The sequence below is a fragment of the Deinococcus sp. genome, from assembly GCF_025362455.1.
Lineage (GTDB): Bacteria > Deinococcota > Deinococci > Deinococcales > Deinococcaceae > Deinococcus.
The window spans coordinates 1-17,931 of sequence record NZ_JANYGJ010000134.1 but is presented as its reverse complement, the minus strand read 5'-3'; the positions used below and the strand labels follow the sequence as shown (position 1 = coordinate 17,931).

Here is a 17,931-nt window from a genome sequence, read left to right as displayed (position 1 = left end):
ATTGATGGTCGCCCAGCCGAGCGCTAGCATTCACTCGATGCAGCCTGACACCTGTGCCCTCTAGAGCAGATGTCATAAAAAGACCCTTTTCATGACCGAGCGGAGCGAGTAGTTTTGACTGAGCAGGACGCAGAATGGAGGCGCGGGGAGGCTGTTTTCCCCGTGGCGTAATTCGGAGTACTGCTCTAGAATGCACCTCAGCACACTTCTACACTCACCACAGACTCAGCTAACCAATGAGATCAAGGAGAACGACATGGACTGGAAGAACTTGCCGGGTGGCGGCAATATCGAGGACCGGCGCGGCGGTGGGGGCGGCGGCATTCCCGGCGGCGGCGTGGCGGTGGGCGGCATCGGGGCGGTGATTATCGCGCTGATCGCCATGTTCTTCGGCATCGACCCCAGCAGCATCCTGGGTGGGGGCGACAGCTCGGCTCCGGTGCAGACCCAGCCTCAACAGACCCAGCCGCAGCGGCAGAGCCAATCTCAGACGCAAACCCAACCGCAGCGCCAGGGCACCCAGCCCGCCGACGAGACCGGGGCGTTCGTCGATAGAATCCTGGTCAGTACCAACGACGTCTGGACCAAAGTATTTCAGGCGTCAGGCAAGCAGTACCGCGAGCCGACGCTGGTGCTGTATTCGGGCCGCACACAGGGCGGCTGCGGCGTGGCCCAGAGCGCGGTGGGACCGTTTTACTGCCCGCTCGATAGCAAGGTCTACCTCGACACCGGTTTCTTTACCCAGATGAAGCGCCAGCTCGGCGGCGGCGGCGATTTCGCCTACGCCTACGTCATCGCCCATGAGATCGGGCACCACGTTCAAAATGAATTAGGCATCGCCGACCAGGCCGAACGGGCTCAGCGCAGCGCCCGCGACGAGGCCGCCTCCAACCAGATCAGCGTGAGGCTCGAACTCCAGGCCGACTGCTTCGCCGGGGTCTGGGGCAACCGCAGCGCCCAGTACACCAAGATCACCCAGACCGACGTGCAGCAGGCCATCAACACCGCCACCGCCATCGGTGACGACAACCTGCAAAAGCAGGGCCGGGGCTACGCGGTGCCGGATTCGTTTACCCACGGCACCGCCAGTCAGCGCATCCGCTGGTTCACGACGGGTCTGAAAAGCGGCAATGCCAGCCAGTGCGACACCTTCGCGGGCAACTACGGCTCGCTCTGAACGTGCCTCCAGGCTTCGCCCTGTTGTGTCTGTACTCGCCAACCTGAGTGTCGGTGGCCTGGCCGTGACGCTGCGGCGCAGCGAACGCCGCAGCATCGGCCTGAAGGTCACACCTGCCGGGCTGAGCGTCTACGCCCCGCGCCGGGTGGACGAGGCCCGCTTGCGCCAGTTCATCGAGGAGCGCCGGAACTGGGCCGAGCGTCACCTGGCAGCGATGCAGCGCCCGGCCCCACCCATGTTGCAAGATGGGTTCCACCTGCCCTATCTGGGCCAGACGTTGACCCTGCGGAGCGTGAGCGGTATCAGGAGGGCCGTGCGCGTGGCAGATGAATTGCACGCCCCGGAAGGCCGACTTGCAGCGCCTACCGAAGCCTGGTACAAAAGCGAGGCGCTGCGGGTCTTTCCGGCCATCGCCGAGCACTACGCCGCCGCCCTGGGCAGGGGCCACCCGCTGGCTGCCGTGCGCCTGAGCAACGCTGCTAGCCGCTGGGGCAGTTGCACGGCGGCGGGCGTGGTGCGGCTGCACTGGCGGCTGTCGCTGGCACCGCTGAGCGTCCTGCACTACGTCGCCGCGCACGAGGTCGCTCACCTGGCCGAACTCAACCACTCGCCGCGTTACTGGGCCGAAGTCGAAAAGCTGATGCCGGAGTACCGCGTGCCCCAGCGCTGGCTGAAAGTGAATGGGCAGGCATTGATGGACATGTGGGGCGCAGAAGGGTTCTGAACGCTCACTCCGGCTTTTTGGCCTGCACCGCTTCCTGCTCGACCTTCGCCTCGCTGACGGTGCCGGGCGCGGTGGCGTGGCCCTGAGCCTGCCGCAGCCGGGGCCACAGCACCAACGCTGTGCCTGCCGCCCAGGCCATGCCCAGCGCCCAGCCGCCCAGCACGTCGGTGGGGTAATGCACGCCCACATAGACCCGTGAGACACCCATCAGTACGGTATAGATGCTGCCCAGCACGATCAGCGGCCACCTCCAGGCGGTGCGCCACAGCAGCGCCACCAGGGTCACGACCAGGGCGGCGGCCATGGTGGCGTGACCGCTGGGGAAACTCTTGTCGCCCTCCTGCCACAGCCAGTCGACGACGTGGGGCCGGGCTCGGCCAATGAAGGTCTTGGTGACGATGTTGAGCAGCATCACCCCGGCAATCGAGAACAAAAAATAGCGGCCCATGACGCCCGATTTGCGCCAGAACAGCGCCAGCAGCACCAACGTTACAGGAATCATGCCGCTGCCGCTGCCCACCGTACTCAGGACCAGGGCGAGCTGCCGAAACCAGCTTGGAGCCCCGGCCCGGATCTCCAGAATCAGGGTCCGTTCCCAGGCGAAGGCTTCACCCTCGCGGATGCCGTCGGCCAGGTTGCCGAGCAGCGCCAGCGGCAACGCGATCAGGAGCGCCAGCACGAGTAGTTGGCGCCAGTGGTGGCGCATCCAGGGAAGCATTCCCCAATCCTAAAAGCCGGGCTGGGCCGGGGCAGGCAACTCGTAACTAAACCGAAAGGTCATGCTCAGGGCGCAGGCTGGTGAGGCAGGGGGCACTCGGCTACAGGTGCTTTTCTCCCCAGGCAGGAGAGACAAATTCAGGGTGCTATGATGCCCCCCAAAGTCCGGTGAGGCGGCGCTCTACCGAAGTCCTGGGCACCGAAGTCCGGGGCGCGGGCCGCTCGCCGGTACGCCGGGTGTTTTCTCCCGGCAGGGAGGTAGCCGTATCTCGCAGGAAATCTGGACGGACGTGCTGGCTTATGTCCGCAAAAATATCTCGGAAGTCGAATACCACACCTGGTTCGCCCCGGTGCGGGCCATCGGCGTCGAAAGTGGCGCCCTGGTGCTGGGTGTGCGCAACAGCTTCGCGCAGGAGTGGTTTCGCAAGCACTACTTGGAGCTCCTCGAAGACGCTCTACGTTCGCTGGGCGCCCAGAACCCGCAAGTCAGCTTTCAGGTGATGCCCGCCGTGCAAGACGCCATGATGCTGCCGGAATCGCCGCCGCCCAACCTGAATCCGGCCAGCTCGTCTGGCAGCGGGTCGTATGGCAGTTCATCTGGCAACAGCTCCTCTTCCTCGCGGGCGGGCCACAGCGGTCACCAGAGCAGCCCGCCCACGCAGTTCGTGCCGCCCAATCTCAACCCCAAATACATCTTCGAGAACTTCGTGGTCGGTCCCAACAACAACCTGGCCCACGCGGCGGCGCTGGCGGTGGCCGAGTCGCCCGGCAAGGCGTATAACCCGCTGTTCATCTACGGCGACGTGGGCCTGGGCAAGACCCACCTGATGCACGCCGTGGGCCACTACATGACCGAGCGGTACCCTGGCAAACGGGTCGAATACGTGTCTACCGAGTCGTTTACCAACGACCTGATCAACGCCATCCGCGACGACAAGATGGCCCAGTTTCGCAACCGCTACCGCAGTGTGGATCTGCTGCTGGTCGACGATATTCAGTTTCTGGCGGGCAAGGAGCGCACCCAGGAGGAGTTCTTTCACACCTTCAACGCGCTCTACGAAAACCACAAACAGATCATTCTCAGCTCGGACCGCCCACCCCGCGATATTCAGACGCTGGAAGGCCGCCTGCGCAGCCGTTTCGAGTGGGGCCTCATCACCGATATCCAGTCGCCGGAATTCGAAACGCGGGTGGCGATTCTGAAGATGAACGCCGAGCACAACCGCATCAACATCCCCCAGGACGTGCTGGAACTGATCGCCCGCCAGGTCACCACCAACATCCGTGAGCTGGAGGGCGCCATGATGCGCGTCGTGGCCTTCGCCAGCCTCAACAACGTACCGTTTTCCCGCGCGGTGGCCGCCAAGGCGCTGAGCAACGTCTTCACGCCCCAGGAGATCAAGGTCGAGATGAAGGACGTGCTGCGCACCGTGGCGGCCCGTTACAACCTGCCTGCCGAGTCGCTGCGGGGGGTCGGGCGGATGCGCGAGGTGGTCGTGCCGCGCCAGATCGCCATGTACCTGATCCGCGACCTGACCAGCCACTCGCTGCCGGAGATCGGCACTTTCTTCGGACGCGACCACTCAACGGTCATGCACGCCATCGCCAGGGTCTCCGAAAACCTCGAAAAAGATATTGAACTGGGTACAAGCATTGAGGAACTCAAACGCCAGCTCAGCGGCTTAGATGATTATGAAAACGACGCCCAGGACACCCGATTCTGATTTATGAGAGGTTGTCTAGTCTGGTTGTGACAGGATTCACTTACTGTGGATAAACCTGTGGATAACCTGTGGATAAGTGCCATTTTTCTGTGGATAACTTTGTGGATAACTTGCCCCTCCTGACCCCCTGTGGATAAGTGCCCTAGTTATCCACAGGTTATCCACAGGCTATGCCGAGTTATCCACATTTTTATCCACAGGCAACTCTCTGTCCCAGCGCGGCTCCAGGCCACTTATCCACAGTATCCACAGGCCCTATTACTACTACTACTATTTTTATTAGTTAAACAGATCGGTAAAAGATAGGGGTTCAGGCAGGTGGCAATCCAGGCAAGGCGCAGACCCCTGGGCAACTTCAAAAAACCGAAGAGAAATCAGGCATGATGGGGGAACGAATGCAAGCACACGTCAGCAAAAAAACTTTGAGCGAGGGGCTGGGCCTGCTCGAACGGATCATTCCCAGCCGCAGCAGCAACCCGCTGCTCACGGCCCTGAAAGTCGAGGCCGGGGCTCAGGGCCTGCTCCTGAGCGGCACCAACTTGGAAATCGACCTGAGCTGCGTGGTCCCCGCCGAAATTAAAGATCCGGCCTCGTTCGTCGTTCCGGCGCACCTGCTGGCGCAGATCGTGCGCAACCTGGGCGGCGAACTGGTCGAACTCGAACTGAGCGGTAACGAGCTGGCGGTCCGGGCGGGCGGCTCGGAATTCAAGCTCCAGACCGGCGACCTGGGCGCCTATCCGGAGCTGAGTTTTCCGGCCCACGCCGACGCCACGCTCAGCGCCGCCGAGCTGGCCCGCTCGCTCTCCAGCGTGCGCTACGCCGCCAGCAACGAGGCGTTTCAGGCGGTCTTCCGGGGCATCAAGGTCGAGCAGTCGGGTACGCGGGCGCGGGTGGTGGCTTCCGACGGTTTCCGGCTGGCCTTGCGTGAATTCGCGGCCCCCGGTGAGGCCAGAGATCTGATCATCCCCGCCCGCAGCGCCGACGAACTGGTGCGGGTGCTGCGCGACGGCGAGGTGCGATTGAGCTACGGCGACGGCCTGCTGGGCATTCAGACCGACCGGGTGCGCATGAACGTCAAGCTACTCGACGGCGACTTTCCCGATTACGAGCGGGTCATTCCCCGCGACATCAAGCTCAAAGTGACGCTGGGCGCCGCCGCCCTCAAGGAAGCGGTGTCTCGCGTGGCCGTGCTGGCCGACAAGAACGCCAACAACCGCGTCGAATTTCAGATCGGTGAGGGCACGCTGCGCCTGGCCGCCGAGGGCGACTACGGGCGCGGCCAGGACAGCCTGGAAGTCCAGCAGGAGGGCAGTGAGCCCGCCATGAGTCTGGGCTTCAACGCCAAGTACGTGCTCGACGCCCTGGGGCCGATCGAGGGTGACGTGGAGATGCAGTTTTCCGGCCCCACCAGCCCGGCCATGTTCCGCGCCAGCGGCGACGGCGGCTACCTGGCCGTGGTCGTGCCGCTGCGCATTTGAGCCGAGTGCATTTGAGCCGAGTTTGGGGTGGCCCGGACCGGAGACAGCTAGAGTGTTCCCCGAACTGTGACGCCCTCGCTGCGCTAGAGTGTCGCAAGTACGCAAATCGGGCCTGACCGGAATCTCGCGTCGCCCCAGACGCTCTCCTGACCGTGACCAGCCAGAATTGAACCTAAATCCAGACTCCGCCGGAGGAACCGCCATGAACATCGAAAACATCAAAGCCCGTGAAGTGCTCGACTCGCGTGGAAATCCTACCGTAGAGGCCGAGGTCTACCTCGACAGCGGCTACATGGGCCGCGCCATCGTGCCTTCCGGCGCATCGACGGGCAGCCACGAAGCCTTGGAGCTGCGTGACGGCGGCACTCGCTACGGCGGTAAGGGCGTGCTCAAGGCCGTTGCCAACGTCGTTGATAGGATCGCTCCGGCGCTCGCGGGCATGGACGCCAGCCAGCAGGGCGTGATCGACGCCGCCATGCTCGAACTCGACGGCACGCCGAACAAGAGCGGCCTGGGCGGCAACGCTATCCTGGCCGTCAGTCTGGCCACGGCCCGCGCCGCCGCCGCCGAGCTGGACATCCCGCTCTACCGCTACCTCGGCGGTGCCAATGCCCGCACCCTGCCGCTGCCGATGATGAACCTGATCAACGGCGGCGCCCACGCCGACAACTCGGTGGATTTTCAGGAGTTCATGGTGATGCCCATCGGGGCGCCCAGCTTCCGCGAGGCCCTGCGCTACGGCGCCGAAACGTTCCACAGCCTGAAAAAAGTGCTGAGCGGGCGCGGTTACAACACCAACGTCGGCGACGAGGGCGGCTTCGCGCCGGACCTCAAGAGCAACGAGGAAGCCCTCCAGGTGCTGATCGAGGCTATCGAAAAGGCGGGCTACGAGCCGGGCAAGGACATCGCCATCGCGCTCGACCCCGCCGTGACCGAGCTGTACAAAGGCGGTCAGTACCACCTCGAATCCGAGGGCCGGACGCTGAGCAGCGAGGCGCTGGTGGACTTCTGGGCCGACTGGGCGGCGCGCTACCCGATTGTCAGCATCGAGGACTGCCTGGCCGAAGACGACTGGGACGGCTGGAAGCTGATTACCGACCGCATCGGCAGCAAGGTGCAACTGGTGGGTGACGACCTGTTCGTGACCAACCCCGAACGCCTCCAGCGCGGCATCGATACCGGGGTAGGCAACGCCATTCTGGTGAAGGTCAACCAGATCGGTACGCTCACCGAGTCGCTGGACGCCATCGAGCTGGCCAAGCGCAGCCGCTACGGCACCATCATCAGCCACCGCTCCGGCGAGTCAGAGGACGCCTTCATCGCCGATCTGGCCGTGGCGACCAACGCCGGGCAGATCAAGACCGGCAGCGCCAGCCGCTCTGACCGCATCGCCAAGTACAACCAGTTGCTGCGCATCGAAGACGAGTTGGGCAGCGCTGCGCAGTTTCTGGGCCGCAAGGCTCTGCGTTAAGTCACTTCTGGGGAGTTCGCTCCCTTGTTTCGCTGGAATCACTTCCACGCCTCTCAGCGCTTCAGCTTGGCCCAGCGTCCCGCAAGTCCTACCCCGGAGAACCATGAAACATTTTGACCGCGCCACCAAGATCGTCGCCACCATCGGACCCGCCAGCCGCAGCCCCGAAGTGCTGGAAAAAATGATCGACGCCGGACTGAACGTGGTCCGCATGAATTTCAGCCACGGCAGCCACGAGGATCACCGCGACACCTACAACATGGTCCGCGAGCTGGCCCAGAAAAAAGGCGTCGCCATTGGCATCTTGCAGGATTTGCAGGGGCCCAAGATCCGGGTGGCCCGCTTCAAGGAGGGCGCCGTGACGCTCCTCGCCGGGCAGCCGTTCATCATCACCATGGAGGACGTGGAGGGCGACGAGCACAGGGTCGGCACGACCTACAAGAGCCTGGCCGCCGACGTGACGCCCGGCATGGCCCTGCTGCTCGACGACGGTAACATGGCCCTGAAAGTCGAGAGCGTGAAAGGCGAGGAAGTGTATACCACCGTGGTGATCGGCGGCGTGCTGAAAAACAACAAGGGCATCAACGTGCCGGAAGCCGACCTGACCGTGCCCGCGTTGTCGGCCAAGGACGTCGAGGACCTGGAATTCGGCGCTGGCCTGGGCGTGGACTGGGTGGCGCTGAGCTTCGTGCGCAGCCGCGATGATCTGCTGCTGGCCCGGCACTACATGGCCCGCTTCGGCTCGACGGCCAAGCTGATGGCCAAAATTGAAAAGCCCCAGGCGGTGGACCGTTTCGACGACATCCTCAAGGAAGTCGACGGCATCATGGTGGCGCGTGGCGACCTGGGCGTGGAGATGCCCCCGGAGCAGGTGCCGACCATCCAGAAGAGGTTGATTCGCCTGTGCCGCGAGGCCGGAAAGCCGGTGATTACCGCCACCCAGATGTTGGAGAGTATGATCAGCCTGCCGCGCCCGACCCGCGCCGAGGCCAGCGACGTGGCCAACGCCATCTACGACGGCAGCGACGCCGTGATGCTGTCCGCCGAGTCGGCAGCCGGGCTCTACCCGGTCGAGTCGGTGGCCATGATGGACCGCATCGCCCGCGAGGCCGAGGGCAGCGACGCCTACGCGCTGGTGCAGGCCCAGACCATCGACACCACGGCCCCCCAGGACGCCATCGCCCTGGCGGCCTGCAACATCGGTGAGAGGTTAGAAGCCGCCGCCATCGTGACCTTTACCAAAACCGGCGGCGCGGCGACCCGCGTGGCCAAGAACCGGCCTCGCCTGGCGGTGCTGGCCCTGACCCCCAACGAGCAGACCCGCAACCAGCTCGCGCTCTCCTGGGGCGTGGTCCCGATGCTCAGCGAGGACCCCGGCAACACCGACGACATGGTGCGCATCGCCAACGAGGGCCTGCGCAAGAGCAACCTGGCCGACAACGGAGACCGCTACGTGATTACGGCGGGCGTGCCTTTCGGCGTGCAGGGCACCACCAACATGATCCGCGTGGAGAAACTCAAAAAGTAAGCATTGTGGGCTAGACGTTCAGTCTTTGCGCTGGATGTCAGCTCAGGATCAGCAAGATAAGCGGTTCTTTATTTAAGTCGTTATCCACAGGTACAGGATCTTATCCACACCCTCCTGTGGATAACTTTTTGTTCCAAGCGAAATCACGAGTGCAATTCGGTGAAAGGGCATTCAGTCAGGTGAACAGTGGGAGGCGCCGAGTGTGGCCCTCCCGTTCGAGTTGATTCGGTTGGATTCAGCTTTCCGGCATCATCCGGGTGAACTTGTCCTTGCCTTTCTGGATGACCAGGCCGCCTTCGGGAATGCTCAGGGCTCCCTGCGGGTCGAGGAAGGGCTGGCCGTCCACTTTGAGCCCTCTGCCCTGGATGGTTCGCCGGGCGGCCCCCAGGGAGGCTTCCAGGCCCGCCATGACCATCAGGCGGGCGAGGGTGACGGTGCCGTCTGGGCTCAGCTCGGAAGTGGGGACGGGAACGCTGGGAATATTGTCGGGGATGCCACCCTTGGCGACGGACTGAAACCGGCTCAGCGCCGCGTCCAGATCGGCGTCCGGGTAGAACGAGCGGGTGATCTCGGCGGCGAGCGCCTTATGCGCGTCCACTGGATGCCCGGCCAGCAAGGTCTGAACCTGCGTCAGCTCCAGATCGGTCAGCAGGGTGAAGTAGTTCTCCAGCAGCGGGTCGGGCACCTTCATCAGCTTGGCGAACATCTGGTCGGGCTCGTCAGTCAATCCAATATAATTATCCAGACTCTTGGACATCTTCTCTACGCCGTCCAGGCCGACCAGCAGCGGCAGGGTCATCACGACTTGCGGCTCCTGATCGTAGTCGCGTTGCAGGGCGCGGCCCACCAGATTGTTGAACAGTTGATCGGTGCCGCCCAGCTCTACGTCGGCGTGCAGCGCCACCGAATCGTAGCCCTGGGTCAATGGGTAGAGCAGTTCGTGCATGGAAATCGGCGTGCCACTTTCAAAACGCTTCTTGAAATCGTCGCGCTCCATGATGCGGGCCACGGTGTAGCGGCTCGCCAGGCGAATCACGTCGGCGTAGCCCATCGGCTCCAACCATTCTGAGTTGTAGCGCAACTCCAAGACTTCCGGCTCGGAACGCAATATCAGCTTGCATTGTTCCAGGTAGCTCTGGGCATTCGCTCTGGTCTGCTCCAGCGTCACGGGTGGGCGGGTTTTTGACTTGCCGGTGGGATCGCCGATGATGGCCGTGAAATCGCCAATCAGCATGATGACTTTGTGCCCTAAGTCCTGAAACTGCCGCATCTTCCGCAAAATAACTGCGTGGCCTAAATGCAGATCGGGCCGCGTCGGGTCGGCGCCGAGTTTGACCCGCAGCGGTTGCCCGGTTTCAATACTGCGCGTCAGCTTGCGCCTGAGATCGTCCTCAGAGACCAGATCGGCCACACCGCGTTTGAGAATCTGAATCTGTTCTTCTACGGGAAGATGGAATTTAATGTCGTTCATGGTGCAACTCCTGTAAACCAAAGAAATGTGGCGCATCTTGAATCAGATGCGCCGCTGGGCGGAAAGTTCGGACAGTACGTCTAACCCTTACCCCACCGTGCGGCAAGGTGGATATGCAAGTCGGGTCAGACGCCTCATGTAAGGAGTCTAGCAAACACAGCGTCCGGTAAACACATCCGCTACCCTGAGCCCCATGTTGACCCTGCACGAACTCCGAACGAACCTTCCCCGCCCTGGCCGGGTGGACTGGCTGGGCCTGCGCACCGTGCGGCGCGGCCCCGTCGAGGCTGTGGAGCAGGTCGAAGCCCTGCCGCTGCTGGGACTGGTCGGCGACCACGGCAAGCGGGAGGCGCCGCGCCTCAAGGCCATCACAGGCGAGCCGGGCGACATTGCGCGGCTGCCGTCCTCCCCTCCCCTGCCAGGCGGCCCCTCTTTCCCGCCAGGTGGCCCAGGCAAACGCCAGGTGACGCTGATTCAGGCCGAGCACTTCCCGGTGATGGCGGCGCTGGCTGGCCTCCAGACTGTTACGCCCGACCTGCTGCGGCGCAACATCGTGGTGTCGGGCATCTCGCTGCGGGCGCTGGGGGACCGGCGCTTCTGGGTGGGCGGCGTGCTGCTGGAGGGCACCGGGGAGTGCCACCCCTGCTCGCGGATGGAGGAGAACTTGGGACCGGGCGGCTACAACGCTGTGCGCGGTCACGGCGGCCTGACGGCGCGGGTGCTGGGCGGCGGCGTGATCCGGTTAGGCGACACGGTGCGCCCCGCCGACTGAGTTCACCCCGTCCCCATTCCCGCTATCCTCGCACCATGACTGTCCCCGACGCTCCCAAACCGTCCAGACGAGTGACGCCCCTCAAGGCGGTGTTCGGCCTGACCCGGCTGATCGTCGAGTTCGGGGTGCTGTCCAGCTTCCTGTTTTCGCTGGTGCTGTTCGTGGGCGGCACGGTCCGCACGGTGGCCGTCATCTGGGAGGCGCTGCCCAAACTGGCCGAGGCCAAGACCGGCAAGGCGCTGCTGATCGCCGCCATCGAGCAGACCGACAATCTGCTGATCGCCACCGCGCTGCTGATTATTAGCCTGGGCCTCCAGACGCTGTTCGTGGGCCGGGTGATGAACGTTCCGGCCTGGCTGTACATCGAAACCTTCGACGACCTCAAGCAGAAGCTGCTGGGCATCGTGGTGGTGGCGCTGGCCGTCAAGTTTTTCAGCGTGGCGGTGGAGTGGGAAGCGGGCGGCGACACGTCCAGCACAGACATTCTGTACTTCGGCCTGGGCGTGGGCGCCGTGATGCTGGTGATTGGGGTCTACAGCGTCGTGGTAGACCGCCTGGGAAGCTCGAAGCAGCCGGGCGATGGAGACGCGGCGCCGGATAAGGAATGACTGCTCCGCTCAAGCTGGACGCCCGCCTGCACGCCGTCCTGAGCCTGACCGAAGCCGAAGTTCACGCCGACATCGGCACCGACCACGCCGCCCTGCCGCTGGCGCTGATCCAGTCGGGAAGGTGTGAGCGGGTCATCGCCGTGGAACTCAAGGGCGGCCCGCTGGCCCTGGCGCGGCGAGCGGTGGCGGCGTCCGGCCTGGCAAACCGTATCGAGGTCCGGCAGGGCGACGGGTTTGGGCCGATTCTGCCCGGCGAAGTCGGCAGCGCCAGTCTGTGCGGCCTGGGCGCCCGGACCATCCTGAGCATTCTGGAACGCGCCGCCTGGCTACCGCCTATGCTGATTCTCCAGCCCAACGCCGAGCCGGAAGTGTTGCGCGGCTGGGCACAGGCAAAGGGCTTTCATCTGAATGCCGAAACACTGGCCGAGGGCTTCTGGCGTTATCCAATCCTGAAATTCGAGCAGCGAGACGGGCTGGACCCGGCCTACCTGAATCTCCCCCACGCCGCCGCGTTGCGCTTCGGGCCGCATCTGCTGCGCCGCCGTGACGCTGGGCTGCTGGCCGAGCTGGAGCGGCAGCACGGGCGCCTGAGTCACCTATATTCGACCGGCGGCGAGCGCGTTCAGGCCGACCTTCAGACTGTTCGGGACGCGCTGAGCTGGCTTCAGACCATAAGCTGAAGCCTGTGCCGCCCGCCTTTGAGGTTTTCACCGCGTTCCTGAGATTGGGGCTGAGCAGTTTCGGCGGGCCGGTAGCGCACCTGGGCTACTTCCGGACCGAATTCGTCTCTCGCCGCGCCTGGCTGACCGACACGGCCTACGCCGATCTGGTGGCGCTGTGTCAGGTGCTGCCGGGTCCGGCGAGTTCGCAGGTGGGTATGGGGCTGGGGCTGCTGCGGGCGGGCGGCTGGGGACTGCTGGCCGCCTGGCTGGGTTTCACGCTGCCGAGCGCGGCGCTGATGCTGGCCTTCGCACTGGGCCTGACTCAGATTGGCAGCATGTCCGGCGGCTGGCTGACCGGCCTGAAGGTCGCCGCGCTGGCGGTGGTCGCCCAGGCGCTGATCGGGATGTGGAGATCGCTGATTACCGGCCCCCTCCACGCGGCGCTGGCCCTCGGCACGGCGGCGGTGTTGTTGGCCGTACCGGGCTGGGCAGCCGTTCAGGTCGGCGCCTTGCTGCTCTGTGCCCTACTCGGCTGGCGCCTGCTGGAGAGTTCCGGCACCGCTGCGCCGCTGCCCATTCACGTGCCCCGGCGCGTCGGCGTGGCCGCCCTGCTGAGCATCGGCGGGCTGCTGGCGCTGTTGCCGCTGCTGGCCGGGCTGCATCCGGCGCTGGCCCTGGCCGACGCCTTCACGCGGGCGGGGGCGCTGGTGTTCGGCGGCGGGCATGTGGTCTTGCCGCTGCTGGAGGCGGCCACCTCACCCAGATGGCTTTCCCACGACACCTTCATGGCCGGTTACGGCGCGGCGCAGGCGGTGCCGGGGCCGCTGTTCACCTTCGCCAGTTTTTTGGGGGCGGCGGGGTCAAGTGGGCTGAGTCCGGTGCTGGGGGCGCTTATCGCCACCGTCAGTATCTTTTTGCCCGCCGCGCTGATTCTGGTCGGCGTGCTACCGTTCTGGACGGCGCTGATGCTTCGGCCTGGGGCTCGTGGGGCGTTGGATGGGCTGAACGCGGGGGTGGTCGGGTTGCTGCTGGCCGCCTTTTACAGTCCGGTACTGACCTCGGTGGCGGTTAGGGGCTCGGCGCGGCCTGTGGCGCTGGCGCTCTTGGCCTACGCGGCGCTGAGCTTGGGGCGGGTGGCGCCCTGGCTGGTGGTGGTCGGCTGTGCGCTGGTGGGGTGGGCGGCGCTCTGATATTGGACAGGCTTGTGGCGGGCTTGCGGCGTTGGTGGCTGGACGGGCTGTTGACGGTTAGGTTGCGTTGTTTTGGCTTCAGCACCGTGCCAATGCGTCGGCTCCCCCACCCCCCAGCGGGCAGGCGTCCTCATGGGGAGGAGTGGCGTGCCCAGGCGCGTTCTTGTCCAGAACGGCACCTATCGGGCCTGGCCGCTCCGTTCACGACGACAGTCCGTTCTGCCTGATAAGGCCCCTCACCTCTCATGCCGAATCAACGTGTCAATAGACCCTTGGAGGGAGTTGGTCGCTGCGCTAGGCATGGTACTTCCCATTCGTCCCAGACGCACTTTCTTTCACCGCGTTCTCCACATCGTGGCCGCTTTCGTAGGGCGCCCGTGTTCCGCATCTGCACATAACTGGCCTCGCTGGAAGGTAGTGGTCTACTCTAGCGGAAAAAAGCGTCTGGGCGGGCATTCCTGACCCCTAGTCCCTTGCGGGAGAGGGGGCCACTGGGCAGCGTCCCCGACCCATGCATGACCTTCTCATTGATCCCGGTTCAAACGCTTTGAACGATTGGCGATGGCTTTGACGATTGCTCAAGAATTCGCTTCTACTGCACTACTCGTATCACTGCACTACTCGTATCACTGCCCTACTCGTCACTACTCGTACCACTGCCCTACTCGTCGCTGATCCTCTGTCCCGGCGCCTGCCAGCGGGCGGCCAGGGTGAAGACCAGAATGATGCAGGCCAGCACGGCCAGTTCCAGCAGCCCGCCCATGAAGACGCTGCTTCTCAGGTCGGTGCGGCCCACCGATTCGGCGGTGACAATCAGCATCCGGCGCACGGCGGCGATGATACCGATGACCAGAAACGGCCCCGCCGTCAGGGTGTGGGTCCGCTCGGCCTGGCGCAGCGTGTAGGTGATCTCGGCCAGCATCAGCGCCAGCAGCACCCGGTCAAGGAGGCGCACGATCGCCTGATCCACACCCTCCGACCAGGACGTGACCGTGTGGATGACCGCCGTGACCAGCAGGGCCGCCGCCGCCGTGACCAGCAGGTAGGCGGCCACCTGATACAGCACGTGCTCGATGCGCTGCAAGCTGCCCACCTGACGCTGGGTGCCCTCGGCAGCCTGGCCGACGGTGTTCGTCCGAACGGTTTCCGGAAGGCTCATACGTCGGTCCTCATAAGTCAATTAACGTGGCCGAGTGGGCCATGAAATTGCCCAGCGGCGGCTCACCGGAGGCGTCGTCGGTTACAGCCCGGATCAGGTGCTCGCCGCCCACGAAGCAGCCCTGCCACGACTCGCCGTAGCCGCCGAAGGGTTCCTCGCGGTCCCCGCGTGAGCGCAGCGCATTGACGCCGACCTTGAAGGCCTGCAAGCGGGGCGCGACCTCGGCGGCCACTGCGGCAGCGTCGGTGCCGATGGTGGCGACCAGGCTGCCGCGCGAGACGTTCATCTCACCGATCAGTTCGTCGAGCGTGTCGACCAGCACGAAGGTGTCGAGCGGCCCGAACGGTTCGGCGTGATACAGCGCCGATCTTCGCGGCACGTTCAGCAGGGCGGTGGGCGCCAGGTACGCGCCCGTGTCCTGGTCGTCCAGAAAGTTATTCGGATCGAGCGCCCCCTGGAAGATCGGCACGGCGCCCAGCGTCAGCGCCTCCTGCACCCTGGCCTGAAGTGAGCGTACCTTGCCCCCGCTGATGAGTGGCCCGTAAGTCAGCTTGGGGAACGAGTCACCTTCCGGTTTGAGCGGATGCCCGACCCGGATCTGGGACATGGCCCGGAGGTAGGTGTCCAGAAACTGCGGAAACAGCCGCCGCTGGATCACGAAGCGGGCGTAGGCGGTGCAGCGCTGCTTGCCGTACTCGTAGCCTTTGGTCAGATGGCTCTCCAGCAGCGCCCAGTCGCTGAAGTCCCATACACCGTAGGCGTTGACGCCCTCCATTTCGAGCATGTAGCGCTTGCGGCGGTCGAGCAAAGCGGCGGCCACCGTGCGCCCGTGTGCCCGCCCGCCCACGAAGGCCACCGCTTTGACCTCGTCCGAGCGGATCAGCACCTCGCCCAGCAGGCTGCCGCTGCCGTGGACCAGGCACAGCGGCACGCCTGCACGCCGGGCCAGCGCGACGGCCAGGCTCACGCTGGCGGCCCCGCCCGCACTCGGCGACTTGGCCAGCGCGATGTTGCCCACCAGCGCTTGCACCAGCATCGAGTGGACCAGCACCGACAGCGGGTAGTTCCACGAGGCGATGTTGCTGACCAGGCCCACGGGCGTGCGGCCCGTACCCAGCCGGGCGGCCTCCTGCACGTACCACTGCACGCCCTGCACCATCCGGTCCACGCTGGTCAGCGCCTGGGCCACCGGCTTGCCGATCTCCCAGGCCAGCAGCAGCGCCAGCGTGCGGCGGTGCTCGTGCAGCGCCTCGGTGGCGGCCTGAACCCGGCGGCAGCGTTCCTCCAGGCTCAGTGCGGCCCAGTCCGGCGCCTCGGCTGCCGAGTCGCTGACCGCCCGCCGCGCCGCGCCGACGTCCAACTCACAGGCAAAGGCCAGCGCCGAGCCGTCGTTGGGCGAAGTCAGCAGCCGGGGCGTGCCGGACGTATGCCAGTGTTCGCCCCAGACCCCGGCCAGCGTGCCGCCCTCGGTAAAGGCTTCCGGCGCCAGTGAGCGTGCGGCGGCGTAGAGCACCGACCACTCACCGCCGTACAACGACGTGCTGTTTACGGACATGCTCGACCTCCGGGTGGAAACCAATCTTAGGCCCGCCTTCATGTAGCGTCTGTCTGTCTTGTGACCGGCAGATAGTAAGCGCTGTCCGTATCAGCCGTGCGGATCAGCCGCCCGAATCAGCCGCTCAGCCCGAATCAGCCGTTCAGCCCGATTCAGCCGTTCAGGTAGCCGCTCTGCACCTCGCCGTAAGCCAGGACCTGCCCGCTGGTAGGGTCCAGGCGCAGCTCGGTGGAGCTGGCGTTGACGTGCTGGAACAACCGGTCTGTCCAGGCTTCGCGCGGCGGCGTGCGGGTCAGGGCGCACAGCAGGGCGGTCAACGCCAGGCCGTGTGAGACGGCCAGGATGACCTCGCCGGGCTGCCGGGGGCGGGCCTCGGCGAACCAGTCGAGCAGGCGCCCGGTGACCTGCGCGAAACTCTCGCCGCCGGGTGGGTGCAGCAGCGCGGGGTCACCCGTCCAGGCCCGCTTGAATTCGGGATCGCTGCCCAGCACTTCCTTCAGAGAACGGCCCTCGTACTCGCCGAAATTCTGTTCGCGCAGCCGGGCGTCGGTCTGGACAGTCAGCCTCAGTGTTTTGGCCAGTGCCTCGGCCACCGCCGCCGCCGTCTGCTCGGCCCGCAGCAGGTCGCTGCTCCAGATTCGGGTCGGGGGGTGCTCCAGCGCAGCGATGTGGGCGGCCAGTCGCCTCGCCTGCTCCAGCCCCGTCTCGTCGAGCGGCACGGGTGAGGAGCCCTGAATCAGCCCGGCCTGGTTGTAGGCGGTGCGGCCATGCCGGGCCAGCAGCAGGGTCGCCGTGCCCGCCGCGCTCAAGGCACGATCCGGGTTCCGGCCTCGCCGCTGGCGGCTTTGTCCAGCACGCCCGGCACCGTCCCGCTGGCGATGGTGGCGAACGCCGCGCCGCGCTCCAGGGCGTCCAGCGCGGCCTTGACCTTGGGGATCATGCCGCCGCTGATCCAGCCGTCAGCCATGCCGAGTTGCACGTCTTCGCGCCTCAGTGCCGGGGCCAGCGACGCCGGATCGGGGAAACTCCGGTACACGCCGTCCACGTCGGTCAGGAAGATCACGCCCTGCTGCATGGCTCCGGCCACCGCGCCCGCCACGGTGTCGGCGTTGACGTTCAGCGCCTGTCCACGGCGGTCCACCGCCACGCAGCCGATCACCGGGGTGAGTCCGGCCCCCAGCAGCGAGTTCAGCAGCTCGGCGTTCACCTCCACGACCCTGCCGACCCGGCCCAGTTCGCCGCCCAGCGGCTCGGCGATCAGCAGGCCGCTGTCATGGCCCATCAGACCCACCGCGCCGCCGATCTCCCAGCTCAGCTCCTTGTTGAGCTTGCCCAGCGCCATCTCGATGACGCCCATCACCTCGTCGCCGGTGACGCGCAGGCCGCGCACGAATTCGCTGCGCAGGCCGCGCAGTTCCAGTTCGCGCTCGATGAACGGCCCGCCGCCGTGGACGACGATCAGCGGGTGCGTGGCCCGCAGGGCGGCCAGTTCGGCGGCCACCGCCCGGCGCAGCTCCAGACTCTTCATGGCGTTGCCGCCGTACTTGACGATCATCTGCTCAGCATAGAGCAGATGTCATAAAAAGACCCTTTTTATGACCGAGCGGAGCGAGTAGTTTTAACTGAGCAGGACGCAGAATGGAGGCGCGGGGAGGCTGTTTTCCCCGTGGCGTAATTCGGAGTACTGCTCTAGAG

16 protein-coding genes are annotated in these 17,931 nt (G+C 65.2%); 10 read left to right on the top strand and 6 right to left on the bottom strand.

From position 1 onward, the window contains the following. Positions 1-256: 256 nt before the first annotated feature. Together Q0R23_RS10505 and Q0R23_RS10500 are read left to right on the top strand one after the other, a co-directional pair. The gene (locus Q0R23_RS10505; RefSeq protein WP_293912823.1) at positions 257-1,177 is read left to right on the top strand and encodes a neutral zinc metallopeptidase; all 921 of its coding nucleotides are present in this window, start codon (positions 257-259) and stop codon (positions 1,175-1,177) included. Positions 1,178-1,202: 25 nt separating this feature from the next. After that, positions 1,203-1,901, top strand: coding sequence for a SprT family zinc-dependent metalloprotease (locus Q0R23_RS10500; RefSeq protein ID WP_293912821.1), 699 nt, complete (start codon positions 1,203-1,205; stop codon positions 1,899-1,901). A 4-nt stretch (positions 1,902-1,905) separates the two neighbouring features. Here Q0R23_RS10500 and Q0R23_RS10495 read toward each other — a convergent pair whose 3' ends face one another. Then, entirely contained in the window at positions 1,906-2,619 is a 714-nt protein-coding gene (locus tag Q0R23_RS10495; protein ID WP_293912819.1) for a phosphatase PAP2 family protein, read from the bottom strand. A gap of 265 nt (positions 2,620-2,884) precedes the next feature. Between Q0R23_RS10495 and dnaA the strand changes: the two genes are divergently transcribed. The 4 genes from dnaA (at position 2,885) to pyk (ending at position 8,819) form a co-directional block, all read left to right on the top strand. Beyond that, the gene (gene dnaA, locus Q0R23_RS10490; RefSeq protein WP_293912825.1) at positions 2,885-4,342 is read left to right on the top strand and encodes a chromosomal replication initiator protein DnaA; all 1,458 of its coding nucleotides are present in this window, start codon (positions 2,885-2,887) and stop codon (positions 4,340-4,342) included. A gap of 395 nt (positions 4,343-4,737) precedes the next feature. Next, a complete protein-coding gene (gene dnaN, locus Q0R23_RS10485; RefSeq protein ID WP_293912817.1) occupies positions 4,738-5,820 on the top strand; it encodes a DNA polymerase III subunit beta in 1,083 nt (360 codons plus the stop codon). 202 nt (positions 5,821-6,022) lie between these two features. Further along, on the top strand, positions 6,023-7,291 hold the full coding sequence (eno, locus tag Q0R23_RS10480) for a phosphopyruvate hydratase (RefSeq protein WP_293912815.1): 1,269 nt from the start codon (positions 6,023-6,025) through the stop codon (positions 7,289-7,291). A 103-nt stretch (positions 7,292-7,394) separates the two neighbouring features. Next, a complete protein-coding gene (pyk, locus tag Q0R23_RS10475) occupies positions 7,395-8,819 on the top strand; it encodes a pyruvate kinase (protein WP_293912813.1) in 1,425 nt (474 codons plus the stop codon). Between the two features lie 235 nt (positions 8,820-9,054). On the opposite strand, the gene tyrS is transcribed toward pyk, so the two are convergent. Beyond that, positions 9,055-10,290, bottom strand: a complete 1,236-nt coding sequence (gene tyrS / locus Q0R23_RS10470; protein WP_293912811.1) for a tyrosine--tRNA ligase — start codon at positions 10,288-10,290, stop codon at positions 9,055-9,057. 193 nt (positions 10,291-10,483) lie between these two features. On the opposite strand from tyrS, the gene Q0R23_RS10465 reads away from it, so the two are divergent. Genes Q0R23_RS10465 through chrA form a run of 4 tightly spaced genes read left to right on the top strand, consistent with a single transcriptional unit; the run spans position 10,484 to position 13,522 of the window. Continuing rightward, complete coding sequence (locus Q0R23_RS10465; RefSeq protein ID WP_293912809.1) at positions 10,484-11,062, top strand: MOSC domain-containing protein; 579 nt, start codon at positions 10,484-10,486, stop codon at positions 11,060-11,062. Positions 11,063-11,097: 35 nt separating this feature from the next. Beyond that, complete coding sequence (locus tag Q0R23_RS10460) at positions 11,098-11,670, top strand: YqhA family protein (RefSeq protein ID WP_293912807.1); 573 nt, start codon at positions 11,098-11,100, stop codon at positions 11,668-11,670. After that, a complete protein-coding gene (locus Q0R23_RS10455) occupies positions 11,667-12,350 on the top strand; it encodes a tRNA (adenine(22)-N(1))-methyltransferase TrmK (RefSeq protein ID WP_293912805.1) in 684 nt (227 codons plus the stop codon). Before Q0R23_RS10460 ends, Q0R23_RS10455 begins: the two co-directional genes overlap by 4 nt. A gap of 5 nt (positions 12,351-12,355) precedes the next feature. Further along, a complete protein-coding gene (chrA, locus tag Q0R23_RS10450) occupies positions 12,356-13,522 on the top strand; it encodes a chromate efflux transporter (protein ID WP_293912803.1) in 1,167 nt (388 codons plus the stop codon). 661 nt (positions 13,523-14,183) lie between these two features. Here the strand turns inward: chrA and Q0R23_RS10445 are convergent. From Q0R23_RS10445 to argB, 4 genes are all read right to left on the bottom strand, one after another. Next, positions 14,184-14,681: a phosphate-starvation-inducible PsiE family protein gene (locus Q0R23_RS10445; protein ID WP_293912801.1), complete on the bottom strand. Its 498-nt coding sequence runs from the start codon at positions 14,679-14,681 to the stop codon at positions 14,184-14,186. Between the two features lie 10 nt (positions 14,682-14,691). After that, positions 14,692-16,236 carry an aldehyde dehydrogenase family protein gene (locus tag Q0R23_RS10440; RefSeq protein WP_293912799.1) on the bottom strand — a complete coding sequence of 515 codons (1,545 nt, stop codon included), beginning with the start codon at positions 16,234-16,236 and terminating at the stop codon, positions 14,692-14,694. Between the two features lie 152 nt (positions 16,237-16,388). Continuing rightward, the gene (locus Q0R23_RS10435) at positions 16,389-17,045 is read right to left on the bottom strand and encodes a histidine phosphatase family protein (RefSeq protein WP_293912797.1); all 657 of its coding nucleotides are present in this window, start codon (positions 17,043-17,045) and stop codon (positions 16,389-16,391) included. After that, positions 17,042-17,791, bottom strand: coding sequence for an acetylglutamate kinase (gene argB, locus Q0R23_RS10430; protein ID WP_293912795.1), 750 nt, complete (start codon positions 17,789-17,791; stop codon positions 17,042-17,044). The genes Q0R23_RS10435 and argB overlap by 4 nt, the downstream gene beginning before the upstream one ends. Positions 17,792-17,931: the final 140 nt, after the last annotated feature.

Coding starts and splice junctions, on each gene's coding strand:
- eno (WP_293912815.1), top strand. CDS start 6,023: ATGAACATCGAAAACATCAAAGCCCGTGAAGTGCTCGACTCGCGTGGA.
- tyrS (WP_293912811.1), bottom strand. CDS start 10,290: ATGAACGACATTAAATTCCATCTTCCCGTAGAAGAACAGATTCAGATT.
- Q0R23_RS10505 (WP_293912823.1), top strand. CDS start 257: ATGGACTGGAAGAACTTGCCGGGTGGCGGCAATATCGAGGACCGGCGC.
- Q0R23_RS10445 (WP_293912801.1), bottom strand. CDS start 14,681: ATGAGCCTTCCGGAAACCGTTCGGACGAACACCGTCGGCCAGGCTGCC.
- argB (WP_293912795.1), bottom strand. CDS start 17,791: ATGATCGTCAAGTACGGCGGCAACGCCATGAAGAGTCTGGAGCTGCGC.
- dnaN (WP_293912817.1), top strand. CDS start 4,738: ATGCAAGCACACGTCAGCAAAAAAACTTTGAGCGAGGGGCTGGGCCTG.
- Q0R23_RS10460 (WP_293912807.1), top strand. CDS start 11,098: ATGACTGTCCCCGACGCTCCCAAACCGTCCAGACGAGTGACGCCCCTC.
- Q0R23_RS10440 (WP_293912799.1), bottom strand. CDS start 16,236: ATGTCCGTAAACAGCACGTCGTTGTACGGCGGTGAGTGGTCGGTGCTC.
- Q0R23_RS10495 (WP_293912819.1), bottom strand. CDS start 2,619: ATGCTTCCCTGGATGCGCCACCACTGGCGCCAACTACTCGTGCTGGCG.
- Q0R23_RS10465 (WP_293912809.1), top strand. CDS start 10,484: ATGTTGACCCTGCACGAACTCCGAACGAACCTTCCCCGCCCTGGCCGG.
- Q0R23_RS10455 (WP_293912805.1), top strand. CDS start 11,667: ATGACTGCTCCGCTCAAGCTGGACGCCCGCCTGCACGCCGTCCTGAGC.
- pyk (WP_293912813.1), top strand. CDS start 7,395: ATGAAACATTTTGACCGCGCCACCAAGATCGTCGCCACCATCGGACCC.